The organism is Nocardiopsis sp. NPDC101807, assembly GCF_044766605.1.
Classification (GTDB): Bacteria; Actinomycetota; Actinomycetes; order Streptosporangiales; family Streptosporangiaceae; genus Nocardiopsis; species Nocardiopsis tropica.
Genome location: NZ_JBIWMK010000009.1, coordinates 239,479 through 262,801, shown reverse-complemented (window position 1 = coordinate 262,801; position 23,323 = coordinate 239,479). Strand labels below are relative to the sequence as shown.

20 protein-coding genes are annotated in these 23,323 nt (G+C 73.1%); 10 read left to right on the top strand and 10 right to left on the bottom strand.

Annotated features, from left to right (window positions below):
• Positions 1–3 precede the first annotated feature (3 nt).
• The gene (gene ccsB / locus ACIRPH_RS26305) at positions 4–1,020 is read left to right on the top strand and encodes a c-type cytochrome biogenesis protein CcsB (RefSeq protein WP_402918988.1); all 1,017 of its coding nucleotides are present in this window, start codon (positions 4–6) and stop codon (positions 1,018–1,020) included.
• A gap of 123 nt (positions 1,021–1,143) precedes the next feature.
• Here the strand turns inward: ccsB and ACIRPH_RS26300 are convergent, their stop codons facing one another.
• The gene (locus tag ACIRPH_RS26300; protein ID WP_402918986.1) at positions 1,144–2,139 is read right to left on the bottom strand and encodes a LacI family DNA-binding transcriptional regulator; all 996 of its coding nucleotides are present in this window, start codon (positions 2,137–2,139) and stop codon (positions 1,144–1,146) included.
• A gap of 237 nt (positions 2,140–2,376) precedes the next feature.
• On the opposite strand from ACIRPH_RS26300, the gene ACIRPH_RS26295 reads away from it, so the two are divergent.
• Entirely contained in the window at positions 2,377–3,666 is a 1,290-nt protein-coding gene (locus ACIRPH_RS26295) for a polysaccharide lyase family 1 protein (protein ID WP_402918984.1), read from the top strand.
• Between the two features lie 210 nt (positions 3,667–3,876).
• Here ACIRPH_RS26295 and ACIRPH_RS26290 read toward each other — a convergent pair whose 3' ends face one another.
• On the bottom strand, positions 3,877–4,230 hold the full coding sequence (locus ACIRPH_RS26290; RefSeq protein WP_402918982.1) for a PLD nuclease N-terminal domain-containing protein: 354 nt from the start codon (positions 4,228–4,230) through the stop codon (positions 3,877–3,879).
• Between the two features lie 117 nt (positions 4,231–4,347).
• Entirely contained in the window at positions 4,348–4,548 is a 201-nt protein-coding gene (locus ACIRPH_RS26285; RefSeq protein ID WP_017535950.1) for a BldC family transcriptional regulator, read from the bottom strand.
• Between the two features lie 425 nt (positions 4,549–4,973).
• On the opposite strand from ACIRPH_RS26285, the gene ACIRPH_RS26280 reads away from it, so the two are divergent.
• On the top strand, positions 4,974–5,369 hold the full coding sequence (locus tag ACIRPH_RS26280) for a DUF4229 domain-containing protein (protein ID WP_402918979.1): 396 nt from the start codon (positions 4,974–4,976) through the stop codon (positions 5,367–5,369).
• Between the two features lie 469 nt (positions 5,370–5,838).
• Here the strand turns inward: ACIRPH_RS26280 and ACIRPH_RS26275 are convergent, their stop codons facing one another.
• Positions 5,839–7,104 carry a hypothetical protein gene (locus ACIRPH_RS26275; protein WP_402918977.1) on the bottom strand — a complete coding sequence of 422 codons (1,266 nt, stop codon included), beginning with the start codon at positions 7,102–7,104 and terminating at the stop codon, positions 5,839–5,841.
• Between the two features lie 232 nt (positions 7,105–7,336).
• Complete coding sequence (locus ACIRPH_RS26270) at positions 7,337–8,725, bottom strand: DUF6177 family protein (protein WP_402918975.1); 1,389 nt, start codon at positions 8,723–8,725, stop codon at positions 7,337–7,339.
• A gap of 381 nt (positions 8,726–9,106) precedes the next feature.
• On the opposite strand from ACIRPH_RS26270, the gene ACIRPH_RS26265 reads away from it, so the two are divergent.
• From ACIRPH_RS26265 to ACIRPH_RS26245, 5 genes are all read left to right on the top strand, one after another.
• Complete coding sequence (locus ACIRPH_RS26265; RefSeq protein ID WP_402918973.1) at positions 9,107–9,421, top strand: hypothetical protein; 315 nt, start codon at positions 9,107–9,109, stop codon at positions 9,419–9,421.
• Positions 9,418–9,765, top strand: a complete 348-nt coding sequence (locus tag ACIRPH_RS26260) for a DUF6507 family protein (protein WP_402918971.1) — start codon at positions 9,418–9,420, stop codon at positions 9,763–9,765. The genes ACIRPH_RS26265 and ACIRPH_RS26260 overlap by 4 nt, the downstream gene beginning before the upstream one ends.
• Before the next feature lie 157 nt (positions 9,766–9,922).
• Entirely contained in the window at positions 9,923–12,724 is a 2,802-nt protein-coding gene (locus ACIRPH_RS26255; RefSeq protein ID WP_402918969.1) for a hypothetical protein, read from the top strand.
• Positions 12,711–13,556 carry a hypothetical protein gene (locus ACIRPH_RS26250; RefSeq protein WP_402918967.1) on the top strand — a complete coding sequence of 282 codons (846 nt, stop codon included), beginning with the start codon at positions 12,711–12,713 and terminating at the stop codon, positions 13,554–13,556. Before ACIRPH_RS26255 ends, ACIRPH_RS26250 begins: the two co-directional genes overlap by 14 nt.
• Positions 13,547–13,753 (top strand): hypothetical protein, encoded by a 207-nt coding sequence (locus ACIRPH_RS26245; RefSeq protein ID WP_402918965.1) that lies wholly within the window; start codon positions 13,547–13,549, stop codon positions 13,751–13,753. Before ACIRPH_RS26250 ends, ACIRPH_RS26245 begins: the two co-directional genes overlap by 10 nt.
• A gap of 425 nt (positions 13,754–14,178) precedes the next feature.
• Here the strand turns inward: ACIRPH_RS26245 and ACIRPH_RS26240 are convergent, their stop codons facing one another.
• Positions 14,179–16,098 carry a S9 family peptidase gene (locus ACIRPH_RS26240; RefSeq protein WP_402918963.1) on the bottom strand — a complete coding sequence of 640 codons (1,920 nt, stop codon included), beginning with the start codon at positions 16,096–16,098 and terminating at the stop codon, positions 14,179–14,181.
• A 192-nt stretch (positions 16,099–16,290) separates the two neighbouring features.
• Here ACIRPH_RS26240 and ACIRPH_RS26235 point away from each other — a divergent pair, with 192 nt between their 5' ends.
• The gene (locus tag ACIRPH_RS26235; RefSeq protein ID WP_402918962.1) at positions 16,291–17,055 is read left to right on the top strand and encodes a DUF1963 domain-containing protein; all 765 of its coding nucleotides are present in this window, start codon (positions 16,291–16,293) and stop codon (positions 17,053–17,055) included.
• Between the two features lie 256 nt (positions 17,056–17,311).
• Here ACIRPH_RS26235 and ACIRPH_RS26230 read toward each other — a convergent pair whose 3' ends face one another.
• The 4 genes from ACIRPH_RS26230 to ACIRPH_RS26215 form a co-directional block, all read right to left on the bottom strand.
• Positions 17,312–19,225 carry a rhamnogalacturonan lyase gene (locus ACIRPH_RS26230; protein ID WP_402918960.1) on the bottom strand — a complete coding sequence of 638 codons (1,914 nt, stop codon included), beginning with the start codon at positions 19,223–19,225 and terminating at the stop codon, positions 17,312–17,314.
• Between the two features lie 185 nt (positions 19,226–19,410).
• Complete coding sequence (locus ACIRPH_RS26225) at positions 19,411–19,695, bottom strand: hypothetical protein (RefSeq protein ID WP_402918958.1); 285 nt, start codon at positions 19,693–19,695, stop codon at positions 19,411–19,413.
• 188 nt (positions 19,696–19,883) lie between these two features.
• Positions 19,884–21,773 (bottom strand): DUF4328 domain-containing protein, encoded by a 1,890-nt coding sequence (locus tag ACIRPH_RS26220; RefSeq protein ID WP_402918956.1) that lies wholly within the window; start codon positions 21,771–21,773, stop codon positions 19,884–19,886.
• A 117-nt stretch (positions 21,774–21,890) separates the two neighbouring features.
• On the bottom strand, positions 21,891–22,439 hold the full coding sequence (locus ACIRPH_RS26215) for a TetR/AcrR family transcriptional regulator (RefSeq protein WP_402918954.1): 549 nt from the start codon (positions 22,437–22,439) through the stop codon (positions 21,891–21,893).
• Between the two features lie 92 nt (positions 22,440–22,531).
• Between ACIRPH_RS26215 and ACIRPH_RS26210 the strand changes: the two genes are divergently transcribed.
• Positions 22,532–23,281, top strand: coding sequence for an alpha/beta fold hydrolase (locus ACIRPH_RS26210; protein WP_402918953.1), 750 nt, complete (start codon positions 22,532–22,534; stop codon positions 23,279–23,281).
• The last annotated feature ends 42 nt before the right edge of the window (positions 23,282–23,323 follow it).

The window sequence follows — 23,323 nt, the reverse complement described above, 5'->3', positions numbered from 1 at the left end:
CCGGTGACGTACACACTCGCCGGAACGGTGGACGAGACGATGGCGTCGACCAGCGACATGTTGATCATCGCGATGATCGTCACGTACGCGGCGGCCCTGTTCCTCTTCGCCATCGAGGCCGCCTACGGAAAGCGCACCAACCTGAGGGCCGGCAAGCTCATGCCGGTGGCCGCCGGGGCCGGGAAGGGCGCCGGAGCCGACGGGGGCGGTGACGACGACCTCGACATCGACGTCAACGTCCGCACCACCGAGGGGGAGGCGCAGGCCTCCCAGAGCAACCTCGGCCGGGTGGCGCTCGGCGTGACGACGCTCGGGTTCCTGATGGGCGTCGCCCAGATCGTCACCCGCGGCCTCGCCGCCGGCCGGTGGCCCTGGGGCAACATGTTCGAGTTCATCGTGGCGCTGTGCCTGGTCGCGGTGGGCGGGCTCCTGTACGCCTCGTTCCGCTACCAGGCGCGGTTCCTCGGGGCCTTCGTCCTGGTCCCGGTCCTGCTCCTGCTGGGCATCGGCGTCAAGTGGCTGTACGTGGACCCGGGCCCGCTGATCCCGGCCCTGCACTCCTACTGGGTGCCGATCCACGTGACCGCGACGATCATCGCGGGCGGCGCGTTCATGGTGTCCGGCGTCGCGGGCGTCACCTACCTGGTGTCGCACCGCACGGAGGCCAAGCGCGCCCTGGGGCAGAAGGTCGCGGGCATCGCGGGGCGCCTGCCCAGCCCGGAGCTGCTGGACCGCATCTCCCACCGGTTCATCCTGTTCGCGTTCCCGCTGTGGACGTTCGGCATCATCGCCGGGTCGATCTGGGCGGACGAGGCGTGGGGCCGCTTCTGGGGCTGGGACCCCAAGGAGGTGTGGTCGTTCATCTCCTGGGTGATCTACGCCGCCTACCTGCACGCCCGTGCCACGGGCGGCTGGCGCGGCCCCAAGGCCACCTGGATCAACGTGCTGGGCTTCCTGACCATCCTGTTCAACTTCTTCGCCGTCAACTACATGTTCAGCGGCCTGCACTCCTACGCCTGACCAGGGCTGCGCACGGCGGCGGGGACCCCTCGGGTCCCCGCCGCCGTCTGTTGCGGCCCCCGAGCGAAGGTCCTGCCGGAGGGCCCGGCCGCTGCCGCGCACGGCGGCCCGGCGCCGGGGCGGTCAGGGGCGGGCCGGGGCGCCCCGGGGCGGCGCGGTGGACTCCCGGACGACGAGGCGGGTGTCCAGGGTGACGGTCCCGGGGTCCTCCCCCGTGGTGACCCGGTGGACCAGCAGGTCGATGCCCCTGCGCCCCGCGGCCACGACCGGCATGTCCACGGTGGTGAGGGCCGGGCGGCAGTGCCGGGCGATGTGGGTGTTGTCCACGCCGACCACGCTGAGGTCCCCGGGCACCGACAGCCCCAGGGCCTCCACCTCACGGATCAGGCCCAGCGCCACGAGGTCGTTGTAGGCGAGCACGGCCGTCGCCGGACCGGACGCCACCTCGGCGGCGGCGGACGCCCCGCCCTCCTCGGTGGGAGGGTTCGGCCCGACGGGGTGCAGCCCCGCGCCGTGGCGCGCGGCGGCCTCCTCCGCGGCCCCCCGTATCCGCTGGGCGGTCCAGGACGCGCTCGGCCCGGTCAGCACGGCGATGTCCCTGTGCCCCAGCGCCACCAGGTGGTCCAAGGCCTGCCGGGTGCCCGAGGCCACGTCCATCAGCACGCAGGGCAGGCCCCTGACCCGGCGGTTGACGACGACGAAGGGCACGTCGCGTCCGAGTTCGGCGATCACGCGCCCGCTGAGCCGCGAGGCGACGAGCAGCGCGCCGTCCACCTGCTTGGCCATGGAGCGCACCAGCTCCTCCTCCACCCGTGCCCGTTCGTCGGTGTCGGCCACGAACACGTGGTAGTCGCGTTCGCGCGCCTGCGCCTGGGCGGCCTTGATCAGCGGCGGGAAGAACGGGTTGGCGATGTCGGCGACGATCACCCCGAGGTTCGCGGTCCGCCGTGTGGAGAGGGCCCGCGCGGCGCGGTTGGGGCGGTAGCCGAGCCGCTCCGCCGCCGCCATGACACGGGTCCGCGTCACCGCGTTGACCATGTGGGCGGCGGAGAAGGCCCGGGAGACGGTGGAGACGTGGACCCCGCTCTCCCGCGCGACGTCCCTGATGGTGACGGCCACCCGGGGCCTCCGTTCCGTGGATGTTCCGATGTGCTCCGCTGGGACCCGAGGGTACGGCAACCGGTTGTGGAGCGGCAGGGTGCGGGCCGGACCGCCGGTACCGGGTTTTCCGGTGTTTTCCACGGAGAAGGCGGGGCGGGAGGGTTGACGTGGGCGGGGGAGTCGGGAGATGTTCATGCAAACGTTTGCAGCCGGGTGCGGACCAGCACCCGGGATCCCCCGACCAGGAGCACGAACATGCGCAGGCTCATACTCCCCCTGGCCGCGGCGGTGGCGCTGACCGCCGCGCCGGCCACCACCGCGAACGCCGCCCCCGACCTCGGCCGGGAGGTCCTGGCCGACGGCGACGGATGGGGCTCCGCCGGGGCCGGGACCACCGGCGGGTCCGCGGCCGCACCGGAGCACGTCGTCACCGTCTCCACCCTGGAGGAGTTCCGCGAGGCGGTCTCCGGGGACCACCCGAAGATCGTCCGCGTGGAGGGCACCGTCGACGCCAACACGGCGCCGGACGGCACCCCGATCGCGTGCGAGGACTACGCGGTCGACGGCTACACCCTGGAGGGCTACCTGGCCGCCTACGACCCCGCGGTGTGGGGGTGGGAGGACCCGTCCGGCCCGCTGGAGGAGGCCCGCGCCGCCTCGCAGGACGTCCAGGCCGAGCAGATCCGGGTCCGCGTCGGCTCCAACACCACGGTGGTCGGAGCGGGCGACGACGCCGTCATCGCCGGCGTGAACCTCCTGGTCCACGACGTGGACAACGTCATCCTGCGCAACCTCTCCTTCTCCGACACCCACGACTGCTTCCCCGGCTGGGACCCCGCCGACGGCGGGACCGGCAACTGGAACTCGGAGTACGACCACGTGGAGGTCTCCGGGGCCACCAACGTGTGGGTGGACCACAACACGTTCGACGACGGCGACAACCCGGGGGCGGAGCTGCCCGACCACTTCGGCCGCAAGTACGAGGTGCACGACGGGCTGCTGGACATCGTCCGGGGGTCCGACCTGGTCACGGTCTCGTGGAACGACTTCGTCGAGCGGGACAAGGCGATGCTGCTCGGCAACAGCGACAGCCGGACCACGGACCGGGGCCGCCTCCGGGTGACCTACCACCACAACCACTTCGACGGGCTCGGCCAGAGGGCGCCGCGCGTGCGCTACGGCCAGGTGCACGTGTACAACAACCACTACACCGTCCGGGGCGGGCTCTACCAGTACAGCCTGGGCGTCGGGGTGGAGTCCCACGTGTACGCGGAGAACAACGTGTTCGACCTGCACGACGGGATCGGGGCGGAGGAGGTCCTGTACAACTGGGGCGGCGACGACATCGTCGAGCACGGCAACGCGGTGATGCGCGACGGCCGCGGGCGGCTGTCCCCGGTCGACCTGGTGGAGGTCTACAACGCGGCCAACCCCGGCATGGAGCTGGGCACCGCCGCCACCTGGGTCCCGGAGTTCGCCGCGGACGTGGAGCCGGTGCACGCGCTGCGCGGGCTGCCGCGGGAGGTGGGGGCCGGGCTGCTCTGAACCTGGGCGGGCCGGGGGCCCGCTCCGGGCCCCTGACATGACGGTGGGGCCGTGCTCCGAGGAGTGCGGCCCCACCGTTGTGTTCACGCCTGTCGTGCCCCGCCTGTCGGGGCGGCCTTGTTCCACGCGGTCCGTCGGCGAGGTTCACCCGGGCGGGCCGGCGGCGAGGGGCGGGTGGGCCCCTTCTCCGACCGATCCGGCGAGGAGAACCTATTCTTCCGGGTCGATGCGCCGTTTGAGGCGTCGCAGGAACTCGGGGTCGTCATCGGGTCCGAGCGGGTGCGGGCTGTCGGAGGGCTTGGCGAAGTCGGACGGGTCAAGGTCGTCGGCCGACGCGGCTTGCGCCGGGGAGGGCGGGCTTCCGTCGACGGGGGCCGCCTGGCGCGGGCGGCCGAGGAAGAGCCACAGGATCGAACCGACGGGCATGAACAGCGCGATGACGATCATCCAGAGGACCTTGGGCAGGTTCCGGACCTCTTGCGCAGGGGTGGTCAGCGCGTCGAAGAACGCGTACACCCAGAGAACGATCGATACGAGCGTGATCAGGCCACCAAGCCACACCATGGTTCCAGCCTACTCTTGCTGTCGACTCCTCACGGTCGGGACACCGACCCAGGGGCGCGGGAGACCCCGCGGAGTCCGATGTCCGGGGCCGAAGGGGTGGGGGGCGTCACCTCGCTCTCAGGGGGTGCTCTCGCTCGGCTCCCCGAGAAGGAGGGCACGCACCTCGGACTCGCGGAACCGGCGGTGGCCGCCGGGGGTGCGAATACTGCTGATCCGCCCGGAGGCGGCCCAGCGCGTGACGGTCTTGGGATCAACCCGGAAGAGTGAGGCCACTTCCCCGGGGGTCAACAGGCGTTCGCTTGCTCGTTCCACCTTCACATTCCCCCAATCGTGCCCGCCTCGGACTGTGGGGGCGGCGGGCGTTTGATCCCCTAGTGTGCACGAGTTGGTCCGTTTCCTCCCTAGTTTTCGGAGAAATTGCGGTGATGGGGGGAGGAGTACCGGATATGTGACCGGAACGTGATGTTCGGGCCCTGCTGTCGGGATTGGAAACATCCCATGACTATGTGAATCCAGTGGCCTGTGTGGTCCCGTCGCCTTTGCGGCGGGGGACACGCCGCCCCGGTGTCCGCTGCGCCCGACACGCCCTTAACCTGGTGGTGAGGACATGCGGGAGCCACCCGTTCGGTCCTGTTCGGGGACCCGGTACCGCCCGGGCCACATGTGTGGACCCGGTCGTCTCGTGTGCTGATGGGCGTAGCGACCAATCTAGTCCAGGTAATCGTCTGTTGTGAGGCTTTTTCATGCGTAGCTGGCTGACCTATACCGCCGCCCGGGTGGGACTCTTCCTGGCGGCCTTCGGAGTGGTCTACCTATTCGGCGCCCGTTCGTGGGTCGCGCTCATCCTGGCGTGGCTGGTCAGCGGCCTCGCGTCCTATGTCCTGCTGTCCCGGCTGCGCGACCAGCTGTCGGCCCGGACCGTGGAGCGCCTGGAGAGCCGCCGGGGCGCCAACGTGGGCGACCGCCTGGTCGGAGGGGCCTCCCGTGAGGACGACCTCCAGGACGCGGCCGCGTCCGGGCCGGCCGGGAAGCCCGCCGACGCGGCCCCCGAGGAGGTCGGCGCGGGGAACACGGCAGGGACCGCGGACGCCGAGGCGAAGCGGGACGGGGGCACGGCCGCCGCGTCCAAGGACGCCTGACCGGTCCTCGCCCGCCACGGGCCCCACGACGGGCGTCCGGGCGGTGCCCGCCCGCAAGCCCCCCACGGAACACGCCCCGGGCCCGCAAGGCCGTCAGGGGCTGACGCGCCCGCCCCTGGGGCCGTCCTGTCGCTGATCCCGTCGGGGCGGCACGCGTCGGCCGGGTGGGGGCGGCACGGTCGGCCGGGCGTGCGGACAGGACTGCGGCGGGGCTTTTCGACCGGGCGCCTCCGAGGCGACGGAGGCCGGCCCGGTCGCGTGCGGCGGCCCCTCCGAGCGGGCCGGGGAACCCCGTGGAGGACGACCTCGCGGTCCCGGCCTCCGGGGCCCCTCCCGGGGCGGCGCGCCGGGGAGACGGCCCCCGGGCGGACGCCGGTCACGCCGTCCCGGTCCTGCCGTGCCGGGCTTCCCGCCCCGGCCCCGCGGCCCCGGCCGGCCGGTCTCGGACGACCGACCGGGACCGCCGTCCTCAGGCCAGCGGGAACATGCCGAGGCGCGCGTGGTACTCGCCGGCGAGGCGTTCGGTGTCGCTCCCCACGTACAGCCCGTCCGACGTGGCGTGCAGGGCCTCCGCGCCGTGCCCGCGCGCGCGTCCCGGGTTCCAGGCCAGCGCGCGTCCCGTCCGCGGATCCACGGCGCCGATGCCCTCCCGCTCCACCGACCCCGGCCCGGGGTTCAGCTCGCCCTTCTCGTTGTCCATCCAGCGCTGGTGCCCGCCCACGTACACGGCCGACTCGGTGACCTCCACCGAGTACAGGGAGTCGCCCCCGGTCTTGTTGCTCCACGTGGGCTGGGAGTCGGGCCTGTCGGTGTTCTCGAACCGGCTGGTCGACTTGCACAGGCCGGGCTTGACCTTGGGGCCGCCCCCCGTCACGACGGCGAAGTACGAGCCGTCGGGGGAGAACGCCATCTGCCGCATGTACGTGTGGATCCGCTCGTAGTCGCACGGGGCCTCGTAGGCGGACGTGGACCACGGCGTGACGAAGGCCCCCGCGGTGTCGATCATGGCGATCTGGTAGCGGTTCTTGTCGTCCACCTTCGTGAAGGTCCCGTTGATGGCGAGCCGCCGGCCGTCCGGGCTCAGGGCCAGCTCCTGCACGCGCAGGCTGCCTCGGCGCGGCTCGGCGAGGCGCGGCGCGAAGTTGCGGTCCACCTCGCCGGTCCGGAGGTCGAGGCGGGCCAGGCCCGTGCGCTCGGCGCCGCTCACCCCCGTGAAGTTGCCGCCCACGTAGAGGCGGGCGCCGTCGGTGGCCAGACGGTTGGTCGCGCCGTCGTCGAGGACGGCGCCGAACTCGCGCACGGGGCCGCCGTCGGCGAGGGACAGCCGCGCCAGCCCCCGGGAGGGCTTGCCGTCGACGGCGGTGAACCGGCCGCCGACGACCACGCTGTCGTCCGGCCCCGGGGCGAGCGAGGTGACCATCGCGCTGACGTCCGGCTCGAAGTCGCGGATGATCCGCCCGGTCCCGTGCTCGAAGGCGAAGAGGTTGCGGAGGGTGTGCTCGTCGCCGCCGACCTCGGCGACCCTGGTGAACTCACCCCCGACGAGGACCGTGTTCCCGATCCTCAGGATGTCCTTGACCGTCCCGTCCAGGACGTGCGGGGTCCACTGGACGGGCTGCTCGCCGACCACGCCCCGGTGCGCCGCGTGCGCGGCCGGGGCCGTCACCGCGATGCCGACGGGGAGCAGGAGCATGGTGCTCATCGTCAGCGCGACGAACGAACGGCTGGGTTTCACGGAGGATTCTCCTTGGTGTGCGGACCTGCTTGTCGGGCGGGAGGCCGGACGGCCGGGGGGTGTCCGCATTCTGTCAAAGAGTCGCGGGAAAATCACACACAGTAACCATGTTGGCTCCGTCCGTGCCTTCCTGGTTCTGTCCCCCGCCGGCCGACAGGCCGCGCGGCGGCGGGAACGGGCGGCGGGTCCGCCGCGCCACCGGCGGGGCGGGGGCGCCGGGGGGCGGGCCCGGTCAGGCCCGGGGCGCCGCGGCGAGGTGGCGCAGCTGGGCCGCCACGGCCTCGGCCGCCCGCTGACGGGTCGCCTCGGCGGGAGCGGGGTACCAGATCGCGCGGGCCCCGGCCTCGCCCAGCGGTTCTCCCCGCAGGGGGCCGGCCAGCGCGTGCTCCTCACCGGCCCGACGCACCCCGTCGGGGCCGAGGGCCATGCCGACCGGCGCGGCGAGCCCGTGCCAGCGCGGCTCGAAGGTGACGTCGCGGCGACCGCGCGCCCGGCGCACGTGGAGCACGTCCAGAAGGTTCTCCGCCGCCAGGGCCTCCACGAGGCCGGGGAGCGCCCCCAGAGGCAGCGCCTCCTCGTCCTCGAACCCGATCGCCAGCGAGATCCGCTCCGCCGCCCTCTCCCCGTCGGGGGCCCACGAGACGCGGGCGCCGCCCGTGAAGGGCGGGCCGGCGCCCTGGTGCCCGGCGAACTGGAGCAGGGCCGTGCGCGGGGCGCGGTGGCGCACCAGCCGCACGAGCCTCTCCCGGTCCCAGGGGGCGAGCGCCGGCTCGTGCGGCCCCCAACCGGCAGGGAGGACCCCGGCCAGGTGTCCGGTGACGAGCTCGACCGCCCGGCCGAGGGGCGGGGCGAAGGACGCGCCGTGCCGGACCGCCAGGTCGACCAGCAGGTGGGCGCCCATCGGCGAGATGTCGAGGAACCCGACCGCGGGCTCGGGAGCGCTCCCGTTCCGGGAGTCGGGCACGTACCCGTGCACCCGGTCCCAGCGGAGCGGGAGGCCGCTGACCCCGTCGAACTGGCCGCCCTCCCCGTCCAGCACCACCCACCGGGCCATCGGCTGCGTGATCAGGGTGCGCAGGCCGTGGGTGAGCCGCGACGACCTGGGGGTGAGCACCTGGAGGACCGTGCCCCGGAGCGCGTTGGCCGACACGGCGTCGGTGATCCAGGAGGACAGCGGGACGACCTCGCGGTCCTGGGCGACGACGAACGCCTCCTCGGCCTCGAACTCGACGGCCGGGTGCCCGGTCTCCTCCCACAGCGAGAAGTCGCCCGGACCCGAGGTCCACACGCCGCCGCCCAGCCGGAGGGCGAGGCCGTCGGCGACGCGGTGCGCCGCCTCGCGTCCCGCCGCGTCGGGCCGCGCCCGCACCTCGGCCCACCAGCAGGTGTCGGGCAGGTTGACGGCGGCCTCGGCGCCGAGAAGCCGGGAGACCTCGCCCCGGGACTCGACCAGCTGGGCGGGTTCGAGGGTGGCCAGGACACGGGCCTCGGCGTCCCGCAGCTGGACGACCCCGCCGTCCAGGGGGCGCACCGCGAGGTCGGCGCCCGCGTCGCGGAGCGAGTGGGCGACCGCGACCATGCCGGGTTCCGCCGCCAGCAGTGCGACCACGTCGTAGCTCAACGGTTCTCCTTGGCGATGCCGCCGGGGGCGGCGGGGTCGGGTTCGGCGTGACCGGGCGACACGGGAGGGGAGTCCGGTCCGGGACCGAACAGGGCCGCGCGGTCGGCGCCGGGTGGCTGGTGGCTCGGTGCTGGTGGCTCGGCATGCGTGCGTGCGGGGGGCCTGCGGGGCGGGGAAGCGGGGGAGCGGACGTCGTGGGGCCCGTCCCTCCGGGAGAAGCGGTAGAGGGGGCCTGCGGTCAAGGGGTATCCGGAACTCCGTGCCAGTGCGAACCGCTTCCGCGAGGGAGGGGTCACACATTGTCGTCGTGCATCGGCATAATACGCACAATGAGCCACGGGGGGCGGCGGTTCCGACGGAGCTGGGCAGGGTGACCGGTACATGAGATTCGAGCTGGTAGAAGTCCCGGGCGCGCTCGGGGAACCCACGGGCGACCTCCCGCGCGACGGCGTCCCGCCGGTGCGGGTTCCCGGAGCGCACGAGATCCTGGCCGTGCGCATGCGCGAGCGCACCGGGGAGCTGCGGACACGTCTGACCAGCATCATCGAGGCGGTGCGCCCCGCCCTGGACCGCATGGACGCGAGCATCGTCCGCTCCGAGCGCGAGTTGGCCGATACCGGCCACGATTCGACTGCCGAACCGCCCGACAACTTCCGGGGCGACCGCTTCTCCGCCCGGGAAGGCGGTGACCGGTGAGCGCGTGGGACATCGACGCCCCCTCCGTCGGGACGGTGCTCAACGAGGTGCTGGGCAAGGCCGGCGACGGCAGCGGCGACGCGCTCGACGGCGCCCTGACCACCACCGGCGACGAGATCATGAACGCCGCCACGGCCGCGTGCAGCGGCCCGGTCGAGGGGGAGCTGTACCACTTCCTCGAACACGTCGGAGCCCTCGCGGAGGAGATGGTCGAACGGGCGGGCTCCGCGCTGGAGGGGTGCGCCCTGGCCGTGGACGCCTACCTCCTCGGAGACCTGGAGATGGCGGAGGAGGCCCAGGCCAACGCCGCGTACGTCGAGAACCCCGTGAACGCTCCGCACTGACCCTCCCGCCCGTCCGGCGCGCACGCTCCGCCGCGCGCCGACCGCGAAGCCCCGACCGGGCCGCGTCCCGGTCGCCCCCTCACCCCCCACCCCCCTGCCCCCGCCGTGCCGACCGCTCCGGCCCGGCGGCGGATCCCCCACCCCCCACGGAGTCGCCATGCCCCCCGTCGACGTGACCAGACCCGAACCCGACCCCCGGAACCAGCAGCCCCTCGACAACGACTTCACCGCCCTGATCGTCCCCGGCGCCATCCCCATGCCCGGGACCTCGGTGGAGGTCCTCCAGACGGCCGCGGCCAACCTCAGGGCCGCCGCGGAGGAGGTCGCGGAGGGAGGCGCGGGGGTCGAGAGCTCGTGGCAGGCCCTCCAGGCCCACTACACCGCGCCCGAGTCGGAGACCCTGCTCGCGGCGATGGGCCCCGTCGCCCGCAAGGGCGACACCCTCCTGGAGGACGTCTCCGCGGTCGTGGCCGCGCTGGAGACCTTCGCCGAGGAGGCCGAGAGCGCCCGGACCAGGCTGCGCAACATCAAGAACGACGCCCTGGCCTTCGTGGAGGAGGTGCGGGACGAGGAGTTCTGGGCGCTCAACCCCTGGCACTACGGCAAGAACCGCGCCCTGAAGTTGTGGGCCAACATCGTCTGGGCGACGTTCCAGGAGGCGGAGAGGGAGTGCGCCACCGCCATCTCGGCGGTGAACGGGCAGGGCAACACCTACACGGCCGCGGGGGAGGGAGCCCCCGGCCCCGGGGAGATCGCCTACGGCCTCGACCCGGGCGAGGTCCCCGGCATCGCGTTCGACCTCACCGAGTTCTCCGAGTGGCAGCGTGCGGGAGGGGAGGGCTGGGCCCACCTCACGGGGTCGGACAAGCCGTGGCCGCTCGACTGGGCCGCCGACGCGTTCGCCGCCCAGCAGGAGCACTTCGGCGTCGGGATGGCCTGGGGCCTCGGTGTGGGGGCCCTGTCCTCGACCGGGCTGTGGCGCGCGGGCAGCGGGTGGGCCGGCAGCGTCGGCGAGGCGGTGGACAACGCCGTCACCCACAAGGAGGAGACCTTCCAGGGGTACGGCGCGCTCGTCGGGATGTACGGCGAGGACGGGTGGATGAACCCGTTCGACCCCGGGGAGCGCTCGGGGCGGACCTGGCGGGAGAACGCCGGGGCGGCGTGGACGGAGGTCGGCCACGACCTGTTCCCGTGGCGGGAGTGGGAGGACCGGCCCGCGTACACGCTGTCCACGGCGGGCGGGAACCTGGCGCTGACCGTGGTGGCGTTCCCCGTCAGGGGCGGCATGCTGCTCAGCCGGATCGGCGGTGGCGGGCCCGACCTCCCGGACGTCGACGCGCCGGAGCGCCCGGGGGTGGCCTGGGAGCCCGGCGCCGCGGCCCGGCCGGGGTTCAGCCTGGCCCAGGCGCTGAGCGGGATCAGGACCGGGTTCTCCGACGCCGCCACCGGCATCGGGCTGCGCCTGGACCGGCTGGGCACGGGGATGGCGGCGCGGTTCGCCCGCTGGGAGGTGGTGGAGGGAGCACCGGAGCCCGGGGGGAGCGGCGGCGGGGTCGGCGGGGCCGGGCCGGAGCCCGGGGCCGGGCCGAGGCCGGCGCCGGCGCCCGCGGCGGACGGGGGTGCTCAGGACGGCGGGACGGGGGCGCCCGCGGCGGCGGTTCCGGCCGGTCGCGACGGCGACGTGAGGGTCGTCGACCTCGTCGCCGACGTCGAGCGCTACAGCGGCATGGACACCGGCGAGCGGACCGCGCTGCTCGACGCGCGGCGGGAGGCGCTGGTCGGCGTCGGCGGGGGGAGGGAGGCTCCCGGCGGGGACGGCCCCGGTGACCGCACCGACCAGGGCTTCCGCGTCACCGCCGCCCACGACCCGGACCCGGGGCCCGCCACCCCGCCCCCGACGCCCCGCGACGGCACCGGTGCCGCAAGCCCCGCCCCGGCCCCCGACGGTCCGAGCACCGGTCACGGGGCCGGCGCCCCCCGCCCGGCCGGAGGGGCTCCCCTGCTTCCGATCCCAGAAGGGCCTCCCAACACTTTTCCGGTGGGCGAGGGCGTCGATTTCCGTGACGTCGACGACGGTTCCGGGGACGGGGTATCGGATGTCATCGTCCCCGAGCCGGTCAGGGAAGTGCCCGGGGAACTCGATGGACGTGCGGAGGACAGAAGTTCTCTGATCGAAGATTTCGGCCTGGGCACAAGGGGAGGAACTTACCCCGAGGCTTATCAGGACAAGCTGCCGACCGCCGACCCGATGAAGCTTCGCGAGTTCGCGTCCAGGGGGAGGGTCTTGGGCGAGGTCCTGGACGGAATGGTGACGAGAAGGGACGATCGCGGTCTCATCCTGGAAGTCAACGGAATGGACGTCAAGGTCTGGCTTGAGAGGTTGGTGGTGCACAGGGGAAATGAGATGGCCGAGTTCAAGGAACGGCATGGATTGAGTGATGCCTCTCTCGGCAAGAAGGGTGGAGCGGTCAACGCGATCGTCATCGACAGGCGGACAGGGCTTGTCGCGGAAGGCTTCAACGGGCACAGCAATGGTACGAGCATCCCCGATGCTGAATTGCACGGGTTGATTCGGGATCGCATCTCGCGGATGCATCGTCCGGTGGACCCCCTGGTGCCGGGTTCCGGATACCCCCAGTACAACGAGAATCAAGAGGTGGTGCGTTATACTCCCTACCCCCACGGAGACATCCCGACGCGCCATGCGGAGGTGAAGGCACTCAACCGGCTGCTCCAGGAGAGGGAGGCGGCTGGAATAGAGGTTGTCGCGGGGGAGTTCCAGTTGGATAATAGATTCACCCTGAAGGCAGAAAAGCCCGGCGACTGCCCTTGCTGTGCGAACTGCTATAGAATCACCGAAGGGGTTCCAGCCCCCCGGGTGGGGAAGAACACCTGGCCTCCAACGAACGAGGCGTGCGAGCTGGTCGGAAGGGATGGTCCTCCCCGTGAGGCGAGTTGATTCGGAAGAGCTCGATTACCTGGATGAAATCTCGGTCAGGATTCCAGGGGGAAGTTTCACCGGGCAGGCCGTTGAGAAAGACGGTAGGTTCACGCATTACCAGACCTTCGTGAAGGGCTATGCCCTCGGTCCGGTTTTCCTGCTGAACGAACACGGGGTGGCCCTGGAGTACTCCAACCGCGTCGGGAATATTTCCGTTGGCCCATATTTCTTCTGGGGTGAGAACGGGGAGCTCCGCGAAGAAGGCGTCTCGGACTACTCGGACGGGAGTCTGAGGCTTCTGAGGAGGTGGGACGAAGGGGGACGACTCGTTCACTTCGAGGAGGGGTCTCCGCGTGCGCCGTTCGAGACTTCCGAGACGGGGGAAAAAATATTCAGGCCCTGGCGCTCTGTTCCTTCGCACCCTGGCACTTCAGGGCGTGAGGGATATGTGGAGGCTGTCGGGATGGGTGACTTGGACCTTGAAGGCCAGGTGACTCACAGGGGTGCCGTGTATACGGGTGAAGCGGTTCTCGTCGAAGGATCTGGTCGGACCGAGATGCGAACTTTCACGGAAGGGGTCGAGGACGGACCTTTTCTCGTGTGGTCGCCCAGTGGCAAGCTCGTGGTCCAGGGGGTTGTCCGGGATCCCTACGGCCGGGTCGGGCCCTGGCACGAGTGGGACGAGGAGGGGAGGCTTCTCTCCGAGACGGTCTACGATGCGCTGGGCAACCGCATCATCTTCCGTGGGATGGACGAGGCGGGGAACATAGCGAAGGAGGAGGTCTTTCCTCCGGAGCGCCTGCTGCGGGACCCCGAGACCGGGGAGGAGCGCCCGGCTCCGTGGCTGTAGCTTCCCGGCCGGGACTATATGGTCAGGCCGAACCCTCGGAAAAGGAGAAGTCTTTGTTCTTCGTGGTAAGAGATTCTGAGAATTACGATCTCGAGGAGCTGATCCAGATGTACCTGGACGAGGGTTTCGACCGAGAGCACGCGGAGACCTATGCGAAGATCGCCAAGAACCCGCCGGATGACATCCGGATCGAATGACTGGCATGGCTCCCCATCGGTGTCGGCGCTTGGGGTTTTCGGTGGTGCCTCGGAGCGTCATCCTGTTCATGGGTTCCTGGCGTGCTGAGAAAAGGTGAGCCGATTCCCGGAGCTTTCGGGCGGGTGGGGGTGGTCGGGCGCCGGTCGGTTTTCAGGGGGTTTGCATCAACGTGTCGGGGCAGGTCCAGCGGGGCGGGTGCGGCTTGAACGCGGTTGTTCACATCTTCTCGACCGGTTGGCTCATGGTCCGAGTCCTCAATATTCGACGGGGGCTGAATCGGTGACCCGCCCGGACCTCGGGTTCCGTCCAAGCTCCGAGGGTTTCGCGGAGGGCCGGAGGACCTCTCCCCGGCCGGGGAGCAGGTCGAGGCGGCGCGGGGCGGGACCGGGTAGTCCGCACGCCCCGTCCCCGCCCCCCACCGGTCCTACCGCGCCCCGGACCGCCCGCCGAGGTGCTCCGCGAAGTGCCTCTCGATCGCGCGGTGGAGCAGCACCTGGTTCTCGGGGTTCACGAAGCCGTGCCCCTCGTCCTCGGCGACGATGTACTCGACGGGCACCCCGCGCGCACGCAGCGGCGCGACGATGTTGTCGGACTCCGCCTGGACCACGCGGACGTCGTTGGCGCCCTGGGCGACGAGCAGCGGGGTGCGGATGCGGTCGACCATGGTGATGGGCGAGCGGGCCAGCATGTCGGCCTCCTGCTCGGGGACGTCGGGGTCGCCGACGTAGCGGTACCAGTTGTTGGCCATGCTGGGCCTGAGGAACGGCGGCAGGGAGCGCATGAAGTTCGCCAGGTCCGAGATGCCCACGTAGTCCACCGCCGCGGCGAAGTAGTCCGGGGTGAACGTGGCGCCGACGAGCGCCGCGTAACCGCCGTAGGAGCCCCCGGCGATGCCGATGCGGGCCGGGTCGGCGTAGCCGCGGGCCACCGCCCAGTCGGCGGCGTCGATGAGGTCGTCGTGCATCTTCCCGGCGAACTCGCCGATCGCGGCGGCGGTGTGGCGCGCGCCGTAGCCGGTCGAGCCCCGGAAGTTGACCTGGAGCACCGCGTAGCCGCGGTTGGCCAGGAACTGCACCGTCTTGTCGAAGGACCACGTGTCGTGGGCCCAGGGGCCGCCGTGCACGAGGAGCACCAGCGGCAGGTTCTCGGGCGCCTCCCCGAGCGGCAGGGTCAGGAACCCGTGCAGCGGCAGCCCGTCGTGGGCCGGGAACCGGACCGGCGTCATGGGGGCCAGCTCGGCGGGGTCCAGCTCCGGGTGCGGGCGGAAGAGGAGCCTGCTCTCCCCGGTCGCGTGGTCGTAGAACCAGGTCGCCCCCGGGTCGCGGTCGTGGACGAAGGAGACGACCCACCGCTGCTCGGACTCGTCCGAGGACACCGATCCGAGCACGCCGTCGGAGAGCTTGGACAGCTCGGCGTACACCTCGGCGAAGTGCGGGTCCAGCACCTCGATCCTGGGCCGGTCGCCCACGAAGCGGGCCGCGACGACCTCACCGGTGCGCCGGCTGAGGTACAGCGCGGGGGGCAGGGCGGGGGACACCATGCCCATGGTGCACAGGCTGTGCCCTTCCACGGCGGCGACCACGGTCTCCTCGCCGGTCTCCCGGTCGAGGCGGACGACCCGCATGTCGTCGGAGTCCCGGTGCGAGCCGAGCAGCAGGCCCTTTCCGTCCGGGGTCACCAGCTGGAGGGGCAGGCCGTACGGGTACTCCGGGCCGCCCTGCCGGGACAGGAGGCGCTTGTCCCCGTCCGCGCCGTCCACCGCGTAGAAGGAGTGGACGCCGTCGTCGGCCACCTCCACGTGGAAGGCCGGCTCCCCCTCGCCGTCGACCAGGACGTTGCTGGTGGGGCCGGTCTGCTCCACGAGCACGGTCGTCCCACCGGTGGCCACGTCGATCCGGAACACGTCGAAGAGCATGGGCCTGAGGTTCATCCAGACCCGCACGCTGCCGGGTGAGGGCTTGTGCGGCTCGACGACGGCCACGCGGGAGCCCGGGGCCATGGGCGTGAGGTCGACGGCGGGCTCGTCCGGCGCGTGGAGGTCCACCCGGTAGAGGTGCCAGTCCTCGTTGCCGTCGGTGTCCTGGAGGTACAGGAGCCAGCGCGGGTCGTCGGTCCAGTGGTAGGTGTGGATGCCGCGCCGGGTGTCGTGCGTGACGCACACCGCGTCCTCGTGCCCCTCCCCGACGCCGCGCACCCACACGTTGGTGCGGCCGTACTTCGGCGCGAGGTAGGCGATCCGGGTTCCGTCGGGCGAGATCGAGGCGCCGGAGAACTCCGGGTCGGCGAAGAACTCCTCGACGTCGAACAGCTTCGGAAGGGTCTCTCGGCTCGGTGTCCGGGCCATCGGGCGCTCCAGTCGGGGTCGGTGCCGTGTGGGCGGACGGTGCGCCCCGTGCGACGCGCACCGCTGCCCGGGTCCGTCCTGCGGACGGCCCCGGAACCGACGCAACACCATGACGTAGGGGCACGGTCAACCCGGCGGGGCGGCGGACCGGGCCCGCGCGGAGTGTCCTCCGGCTGCGGCAGCATGTCCGGTATGCGCAACCCTCAGACCTACCGGGACGCGGCTCGCGAGAAGGGCGTCCCCGAGCACGTCATCGACCACGCCCTGCGTCTCGCCCTGCCCCAGACCGAGCTGACCACGTCGGACGCCGACGGCGGCGTCCCGGCCGGGAGGTACGGCGGTCTCCCCTCCCTCCCCGCGGGGGTCGAGTGGGGCCTCGGGCTGGACCTCGTCGCCACGCTCGACTGCGCGGCCCTGCCCCCGGACGGGTTCGACCTCCCGCTGCCGGGGGACGGGCACCTGCTGTTCTTCGCCAACAGGACCGACCCCGAGGGGGCCGTGCTGATCGAGGACTCCCGTGCCGTGGTCCACGTCCCCGCGGGGACGCCCACGACCGAACGGGCGCTCCCCGAGGGAGCCCTCCCCGCCCTCGACCCCGGGCCCCTCTACGCCCGGGCCGTCCGGAGTTTCCCGACGCCCGCCGACGACGCCGTCCTCTCCGACCCGGAGACCGAGCGCCTCTACCGGGAGTACAGGCTGGGCGATCACGACCCCAGGACGCCGGTCCGGGGCGACAGCCTGATCCTGGGCGGGTACGCCTACTCGCCGCAGGACCCCCCGATCACGGGCTCCTCCCCGGAGGACGAGAAGGGGGGATGGGTGCTGCTGGCCCAGGCGCAGCTGGACATGCCGGGGGTCTCCGGCACCACCGCGTGCCCGTTCTGGATCATCCGGCGCGACGAGCTCGGGGCCGGGAACTTCGCGGCGGCGGTCCTGGTGACGCTGACCTACCACTGAGGCGGTCCCGGCGTTCCTGGGGGAACCCGGTCGCGCGTGATCGCGACGGCCGCCGCCCCCCGCCCCCGGCGTTCCGCGCGCCGAGGGGCCCGGCGCGGGCCCGATGGGCGGGCGGCCGGCCGGTCGCCGGGGCCCGGATGCCGGTCCCCGGCCGCTTCCGCGGGCGCCGCGGCCCGTCCCGCGAGGGGACGGGCCGCAGCGCCCCACCAGACCGGGCCCGGACCCGGACCCGGATCCGGGCCGCCGGGCCGACGGATCAGGGGTGGCGGATGTCCGGCCAGGGCGCCCCGGCGCCCTCGGCCGCCGTGTCCCCGAGGGCGAACGACGGGTGCGGCGGCTGGTTGTAGGCGGTGTTCTGCCAGGCCAGCGCCACCCGGTACTGGGTGTCGTGCACGAGGGTCGGGACGCGCAGGTCCGTCTCGTGCGGTGTGGAGTAGATCCTCAGCGCCGTGTTGTCGGCGGTACGCCAGACGACCTCCTCGCGCCAGTCGCCGAGGATGTCGCCGGACAGGGCGGGGGTCGCCTTGGTGCCGTTGTTGGAGGCGACGCCCTCCCCGTCGAGCAGGCGGGTGCTCCCGTCCGGGTCGTACTCGTCGATCCGGGTCCCGTCGAGCAGTTCGCGGCTCGCGTCGCCGTCCCACCACACCAGGAAGTTGGCGGAGCCGGGCTTGGGCCCCACCTCGTCGCCGTCGGCGCCGCGCAGCCCCGACACGCTGGAGGACCAGAACTCGGCCCCCGGGCTGCCCGCCCAGACGTCTCCCGCCACGCCGCGGCCGTTGTCGTTGCCGGAGCCGAGGGTCCACAGCACGTCGCCGGTGGCGGCGTCGGCGAGCCAGGCGTCCGGGGAGGCGGTGTTCTCCCCGACGCCGTACACCTCCAGGCCGGGCCGGTCGGGGACGAAGTCGCCGACGTGCAGGGCGTCGCCGTGTCCGTGGCCCGTCACCCACAGGCCGGTTCCGTCGTCGTCGACGGCGGCGGCGCCGAACATGACCTCGTCGCGCCCGTCGCCGTCGGCGTCCGCGACGGACAGGCTGTGGAAGCCCTGCCCGGCGTAGGCCCCGTTGCCGGGGTCGTCGGAGTCGAACACCCAGCGCCGGGTCAGCTCACCGTCGCGGAAGTCCCAGGCGGCGATGACCGCGCGGGTGTAGTAGCCGCGGGAGAACACCATGCTGGGGTTCTCGCCGTCCAGGTAGGCGGTCCCGGCGAGGAACCGGTCGACCCGGTTCCCGTAGCCGTCGCCCCAGTCCGCGACGTTGCCGCGCCCGGGAGCGTAGTCGGCGGTGTCGAGGGCGCGGCCGGTGGCGCCCTCGAACACGGTCAGGTACTCGGGGCCGCTGAGCACGTACCCGCCGGAGTTGCGGTGGTCGGCCCCGGCGTCGCCGATGACCGTCCCCTCGCCGTCGCGGGTGCCGTCGGCGGTCTTCATGGCGACCTCGGCGCTGCCGTCGCCGTCGTAGTCGTACACCTGGAACTGGGTGTAGTGGGCGCCCGCCCGGATGTTGGCGCCCAGGTCGATGCGCCACAGGCGGGTGCCGTCGAGGGTGTAGGCGTCGACGAGCACGGGGCCGGTGTGCCCGCTCTGGGAGTTGTCCCTGGCGTTGGTCGGGTCCCACTTGAGGACGATCTCGTACCGGCCGTCGCCGTCGAGGTCGCCCACGGAGGCGTCGTTGGCGTCGTAGGTGTAGGCGGAGCCGTTGACGCTGCCGCCCTCGGGGCGGTCCAGGGGGACGTCCAGGCTTCCGTCCGCGAAGGTGAGCGAGGGCGCGGACGGGGGCTGCTCCTGGCCTCCGACCACCGCCGCGACGGTGTAGGAGGCGTCGGCCGGGGCGTCGGGGTCGAGGTGGTTGGTGGCCCCGGTGAGGGGTTCGGGGGTGAGGAGCTCGCCGTCGCGGTAGACGTTGAACGCGGTGGCCGGGTCGTCTCCGCCGAGGAGCCGCCAGGTGACGAGGTTGCCGTCGGGGCCGCCGACGCTGACGACGCCGCGGTCGAGCCGTTCGGCCAGGCGCGCCCCGGAGGGGGCGTCGGAGGAGGCGGAGGAGACGGGCGCCGCCGTCGCGGTCGCGCCGTCTCCGGGGCCGGGGAGGGTGAGCGCGCCGGCGCCGAGGGCCAGCGCGGCGGCCGTGGCCACCGTGACGGCGGTCCGGCGCCGTCGGTGAGCGGGGGGTGGCATGGGTTCCTTCTCTCGGGGTGTGCGGGCGGGGTGTGCGGCCCCGTTCCGCGGGGCGGGAACACGTCGGTAAGCGCTTACCGGGCCGTGTCGGGAACAGAACGTAACACGGCGGACACTCCGGGGGAATCCCCGCAACCGGACGCGCCGCCGCCCGCCCCCGTGGGCGGGGGCGGGCGGCACGGAGGTCACTCGACGTAGACGCTCTGGCCGTGCTCGTCGATCTCCCGCTCCCCCGGGTTCACGGTGGTGACGTATCTGCCCGTGCAGCCGGGGTCCGAGAAGACGTGGACCGGGCCGTCGGTCCGGTTGTCGACCACGAGGGGCCACCGGTCCGTGTCGTAGCAGCCCCGGGGGTCCCGGTGCTCCGTGCCGTTGACGACGAGGGAACCCCCGGCCGCCTGCGCCGGCACGGCCCCGAGCGTGAGGGCGGAGAAGGAGGTGAGGACCAGTGCGGCCAGGGTGTGCTTCACGGGCGTTCCGATCACTTGGAGTGATGTTGTGAGCACGTGATGTCCGCATCCGCAAGTCGAGAAACCGCCCGTCGCGCAGCTGAGGCGCAGGTCACGCCCTATACGCGGGCAAGCGGCCGAATTCTCTCCGACCGGGTGGCCCGGAGGCCGCCGGCGGGGTCGGGACCGGCCCTCCCGGGGCGGGGCGGTCAGCCGCCGAGCCTGGCCGCCTGCATGTCGGTCAGCCGCCGCACGAACACGGCCGCGGTGATCGCCGCCGGTACCGCCACCGCGTGCGCGGCCAGGGCGGCCCAGGCCATCGGCAGGAACTCGAACTCGTACACCTCGATGGAGCCGAAGTCGCCGATCCCGTGCCTCTCCTCGATCATCAGCGCCCACGGGGTCCAGAACAGGGGCCAGGTCGCCAGGGCGGGCAGCCACAGGGCCCACCAGAGGTGGACCACCCCGGCCGGGGCCGTGCGCCCGCCTTGGTCCGCGGGGCTGGAGGCGTGCCAGACGTCGTCGGCGATCTGCTTGGGGAGCCAGAGGTTGCCCACCGGGACGAACCAGCCGAGCACCGCCATGCGCGGACGGTAGCGCAGGCGGCCGGGGGCGAACGACTCCGCGAGCGTGCGCACGCGCAGGAACCAGACCGTCCAGGCCGCCATCAGCCCGGCGCCCAGGGCGATCTGGACGTACCAGAGGGCCAGGGCGAAGGTCCGCCACCCCCACGGCCCCCTCGACGCCGCATAGGCGTGGCCGCTCAGCTCCACACCCGATTCGGCCGCCACGACGAGCTGGTGGACGACCGCGACCGCGGCGGCGAGCGCGAAGAGGACGAGCAGCCAGTGGACGGCGGCCTGCTCCCCGCGCGGCGGGCGCGGCGGGGCCTCGCCGCGTGCGCGGCGGCGTTCGTGGACCAGCAGGGGCGCCGGCGGACCGGCGGGGCCGACCGGACCGCCCCGGGGCGGGGCGCCGGGCGGGTCCGGTGCGGTTCCACGGTGGCCGCCGGACGCCGGAACCGGCTCCGGGAGGGTCCCCGCCGGACGGCCTGCCCGCGCGGCGCGTTCCCCGGGGGCTGCGTCCCCGTGCGGGACCCCCCTTGCCGGGGCGGCCTCCTGTGGGGGGTTCGCCTCAAGGGCGTCCCCTCCCGGATCCCCTCCGGTCCGGGCGGCCTCCTGCGGGGGGTCCGACGCCGGGACGACGGCGGTCAGCGCGAGGGTCCGGCGCGCGGCGACGACCCGGGTCAGCTCCTCGGGGAGCCACCGCTCGTGGGCGGGCGCGGGCAGGGAGGCCGTGAGCGCGGCCAGTTCCTCCAGCACCCCGCCGACCCCGGGGCGGTCGTCGGGCCCCTTCGCCAGGCATCCGGCGACCAGGGCCGCGAGGGTGGTCGGGACACCGCTCAGGTCCGGGGCCTCGTGCACGATCCGGTAGGCCACCGCGTGGGCGGGGCCCTGCCCGAACGGGCTGCGCCCCGTGGCGGCGAAGGCCAGCACACACCCCAGCGAGAACACGTCCGAGGCCGGGCCCACCGGCAGGGCGCGCGCCTGCTCGGGGGACATGAACGCCGCCGTCCCCAGCACCGTGGAGGTTCGGGTGAAGGACGTGGCGTCCAGGGCGCGGGCGATGCCGAAGTCGATGAGCCGGGGCCCGTCCTCGGCGAGGACGACGTTGGCGGGCTTGAGGTCGCGGTGCACCACCCCGCAGGCGTGCACCGCCGCCAGGCCCTCGGCCAGGCCCGCGCCCAGCACGGCCACCGATTCCGCCGGGAGCGGTCCGTGGTCGGCCACGGCCCGGTGGAGGGAGGGGCCGGGGATGTAGGCGGTGGCCAGCCAGGGCGGGTCGGCGTCGGGGTCGGCGTCCACGACCTGCGCGGTGTAGAACCCGCCCACCTTCCTCGCGGCGGTCGCCTCGGCCGCGAACCGCCGCCGGAACTCGGGGTCCTCGGCCAGTTCGGGGTGCACGGTCTTGACCGCGACCAGGCGTCCGCCCGGGGAGCGCCCCAGGAACACCCTCCCCATGCCGCCCGTGCCCAGCCGCCCCACCAGCCGGTAGGGGCCGATCCGGAGGGGGTCGCCGTCGCGCAGGGGGGTGGCCATGGCTTCACGCTCCGCCAGAGGTCGTGTGTCCGAACGGGCCGATGATCCCAGAAAACCGCCCCCGTGGGGCTTTGTGCCCGCATCCGGCCAGGGTGGTCGGGGCGGGCCGGTCCTGCCTCAGGCGGAGGGGCCGGGGGCCAGGCCGTTCCGGAGCAGGAGCAGGTAGGCGTCGGCGGCGGCCCGGCGGCGCTCGGCCGGGTGCTCGGTGATCGCGTGGATCAGCCCGCACAGCAGCTTGAGCAGGTTCTCGCCGGTCAGGGGCGTCTCCGGACGGGCGCGTCCGAGGAGCCGCGAGGCCGCCGCGACCAGTTCGCCCTTGGCCCGGCGCAGGGACTCCCGTTCGTCCTCGACGGTGATGAGGACGTCGAACAGGCCGGGCTGGTCGAGCGCCGCGGTCAGGGCCGCCCGGAGGAAGTCGTCCAGGCCGCGGCGGGGGTCGGGGTCGTGTTCCGCCTCGGCCGCCACGCGGTTGAGGTCGGTGACGGCCTCCTCGACCACGGCCTCCAGCATCGCCCGCGGGGTGGGGAAGAGGCGGTAGACCGTCCCGACGCCGACCCCCGCGCGGCGGGCCAGCTCGTTGAGCTTGAGGTCGGTCTCCCCGGCGCCGACCGCCTCCCGGGCCTTCTCGAAGATCTTCTGGTTGTTGCGCGCGACGTCCGCCCGCATGGCTGCCCCCCGGGTCCAGAAAGTTGATAACTCATCAACTTTTCGTGCTACGGTGAAATCGATAGCTTATCAATTTCCTTGTGGGGGACCGCATGACCATCGTCTTCGTCCACGGCGTGCCCGAGACGCCGTCCGTCTGGAACGCCGTCCGCGCCCTCATCCCCGGGCCGACCGTGGCCCTGCGCCTGCCCGGCTTCGGCAGCGCCCGACCGGACGGCATGCACGGCAAGGAGGAGTACGCCGCCTGGCTGGCCGACGAGCTCCGCGCCGTCGGCGGGCCCGTCGACCTCGTCGGCCACGACTGGGGAGCGCACCTGGCCATGCGCGTGGTCTCCGCCCACGACGTCCCGGTCCGCAGCTGGGTCTCCGACGTCGCCCACGGCTGGCACCCCGAGTACCGGTGGCACGACGCGGCCACGCTGTGGCAGAAGAGCCCCGAGGGGGAGGAGTCGCTGGCCGGGCTGCGGGAGGCCGCCCCCGGCAGCGGGGCGACCTTCGGGGAGGTGCTCCGGTCCCGGGGCATGAGCGCGGAACTCGCGCAGGAGGTCGACGGGGCCCACGACGAGGTGATGAGCGCCGCGATCCTGGCGCTCTATCGGTCGGCGTGGCCCAACTTCCACGCGGACTGGGGCAGGGAGTTCGAGGGGCCCGTCCGGGCGCGGGGGCTCGTGCTCGCACCGACCGGGGACCCGATGGCCGACCCGGGCCAGGACCGGGACGTGGCCCGGAAGCTGGGGGCGGAGTACGAGGAGCTGGACGGGCTGACCCACTACTGGATGCTCCAGGACCCCGAGCGGGGCGCGGCCGTCCTGCGCCGGTTCTGGGACTCGCTGCCCGGCTGAGCCCCCGGGGCCCCGTCGAGGCGGGCGGGACGGGGACTCCCC

Excerpts from the sequence above, each read along its gene's own strand:
- ACIRPH_RS26265 (WP_402918973.1), top strand. The coding sequence starts at position 9,107 with ATGAGATTCGAGCTGGTAGAAGTCCCGGGCGCGCTCGGGGAACCCACG.
- ACIRPH_RS26215 (WP_402918954.1), bottom strand. The coding sequence starts at position 22,439 with ATGCGGGCGGACGTCGCGCGCAACAACCAGAAGATCTTCGAGAAGGCC.
- ACIRPH_RS26255 (WP_402918969.1), top strand. The coding sequence starts at position 9,923 with ATGCCCCCCGTCGACGTGACCAGACCCGAACCCGACCCCCGGAACCAG.
- ACIRPH_RS26210 (WP_402918953.1), top strand. The coding sequence starts at position 22,532 with ATGACCATCGTCTTCGTCCACGGCGTGCCCGAGACGCCGTCCGTCTGG.
- ACIRPH_RS26230 (WP_402918960.1), bottom strand. The coding sequence starts at position 19,225 with ATGCCACCCCCCGCTCACCGACGGCGCCGGACCGCCGTCACGGTGGCC.
- ACIRPH_RS26220 (WP_402918956.1), bottom strand. The coding sequence starts at position 21,773 with ATGGCCACCCCCCTGCGCGACGGCGACCCCCTCCGGATCGGCCCCTAC.
- ACIRPH_RS26295 (WP_402918984.1), top strand. The coding sequence starts at position 2,377 with ATGCGCAGGCTCATACTCCCCCTGGCCGCGGCGGTGGCGCTGACCGCC.
- ACIRPH_RS26280 (WP_402918979.1), top strand. The coding sequence starts at position 4,974 with ATGCGTAGCTGGCTGACCTATACCGCCGCCCGGGTGGGACTCTTCCTG.
- ACIRPH_RS26240 (WP_402918963.1), bottom strand. The coding sequence starts at position 16,098 with ATGGCCCGGACACCGAGCCGAGAGACCCTTCCGAAGCTGTTCGACGTC.
- ACIRPH_RS26290 (WP_402918982.1), bottom strand. The coding sequence starts at position 4,230 with ATGGTGTGGCTTGGTGGCCTGATCACGCTCGTATCGATCGTTCTCTGG.
- ACIRPH_RS26235 (WP_402918962.1), top strand. The coding sequence starts at position 16,291 with ATGCGCAACCCTCAGACCTACCGGGACGCGGCTCGCGAGAAGGGCGTC.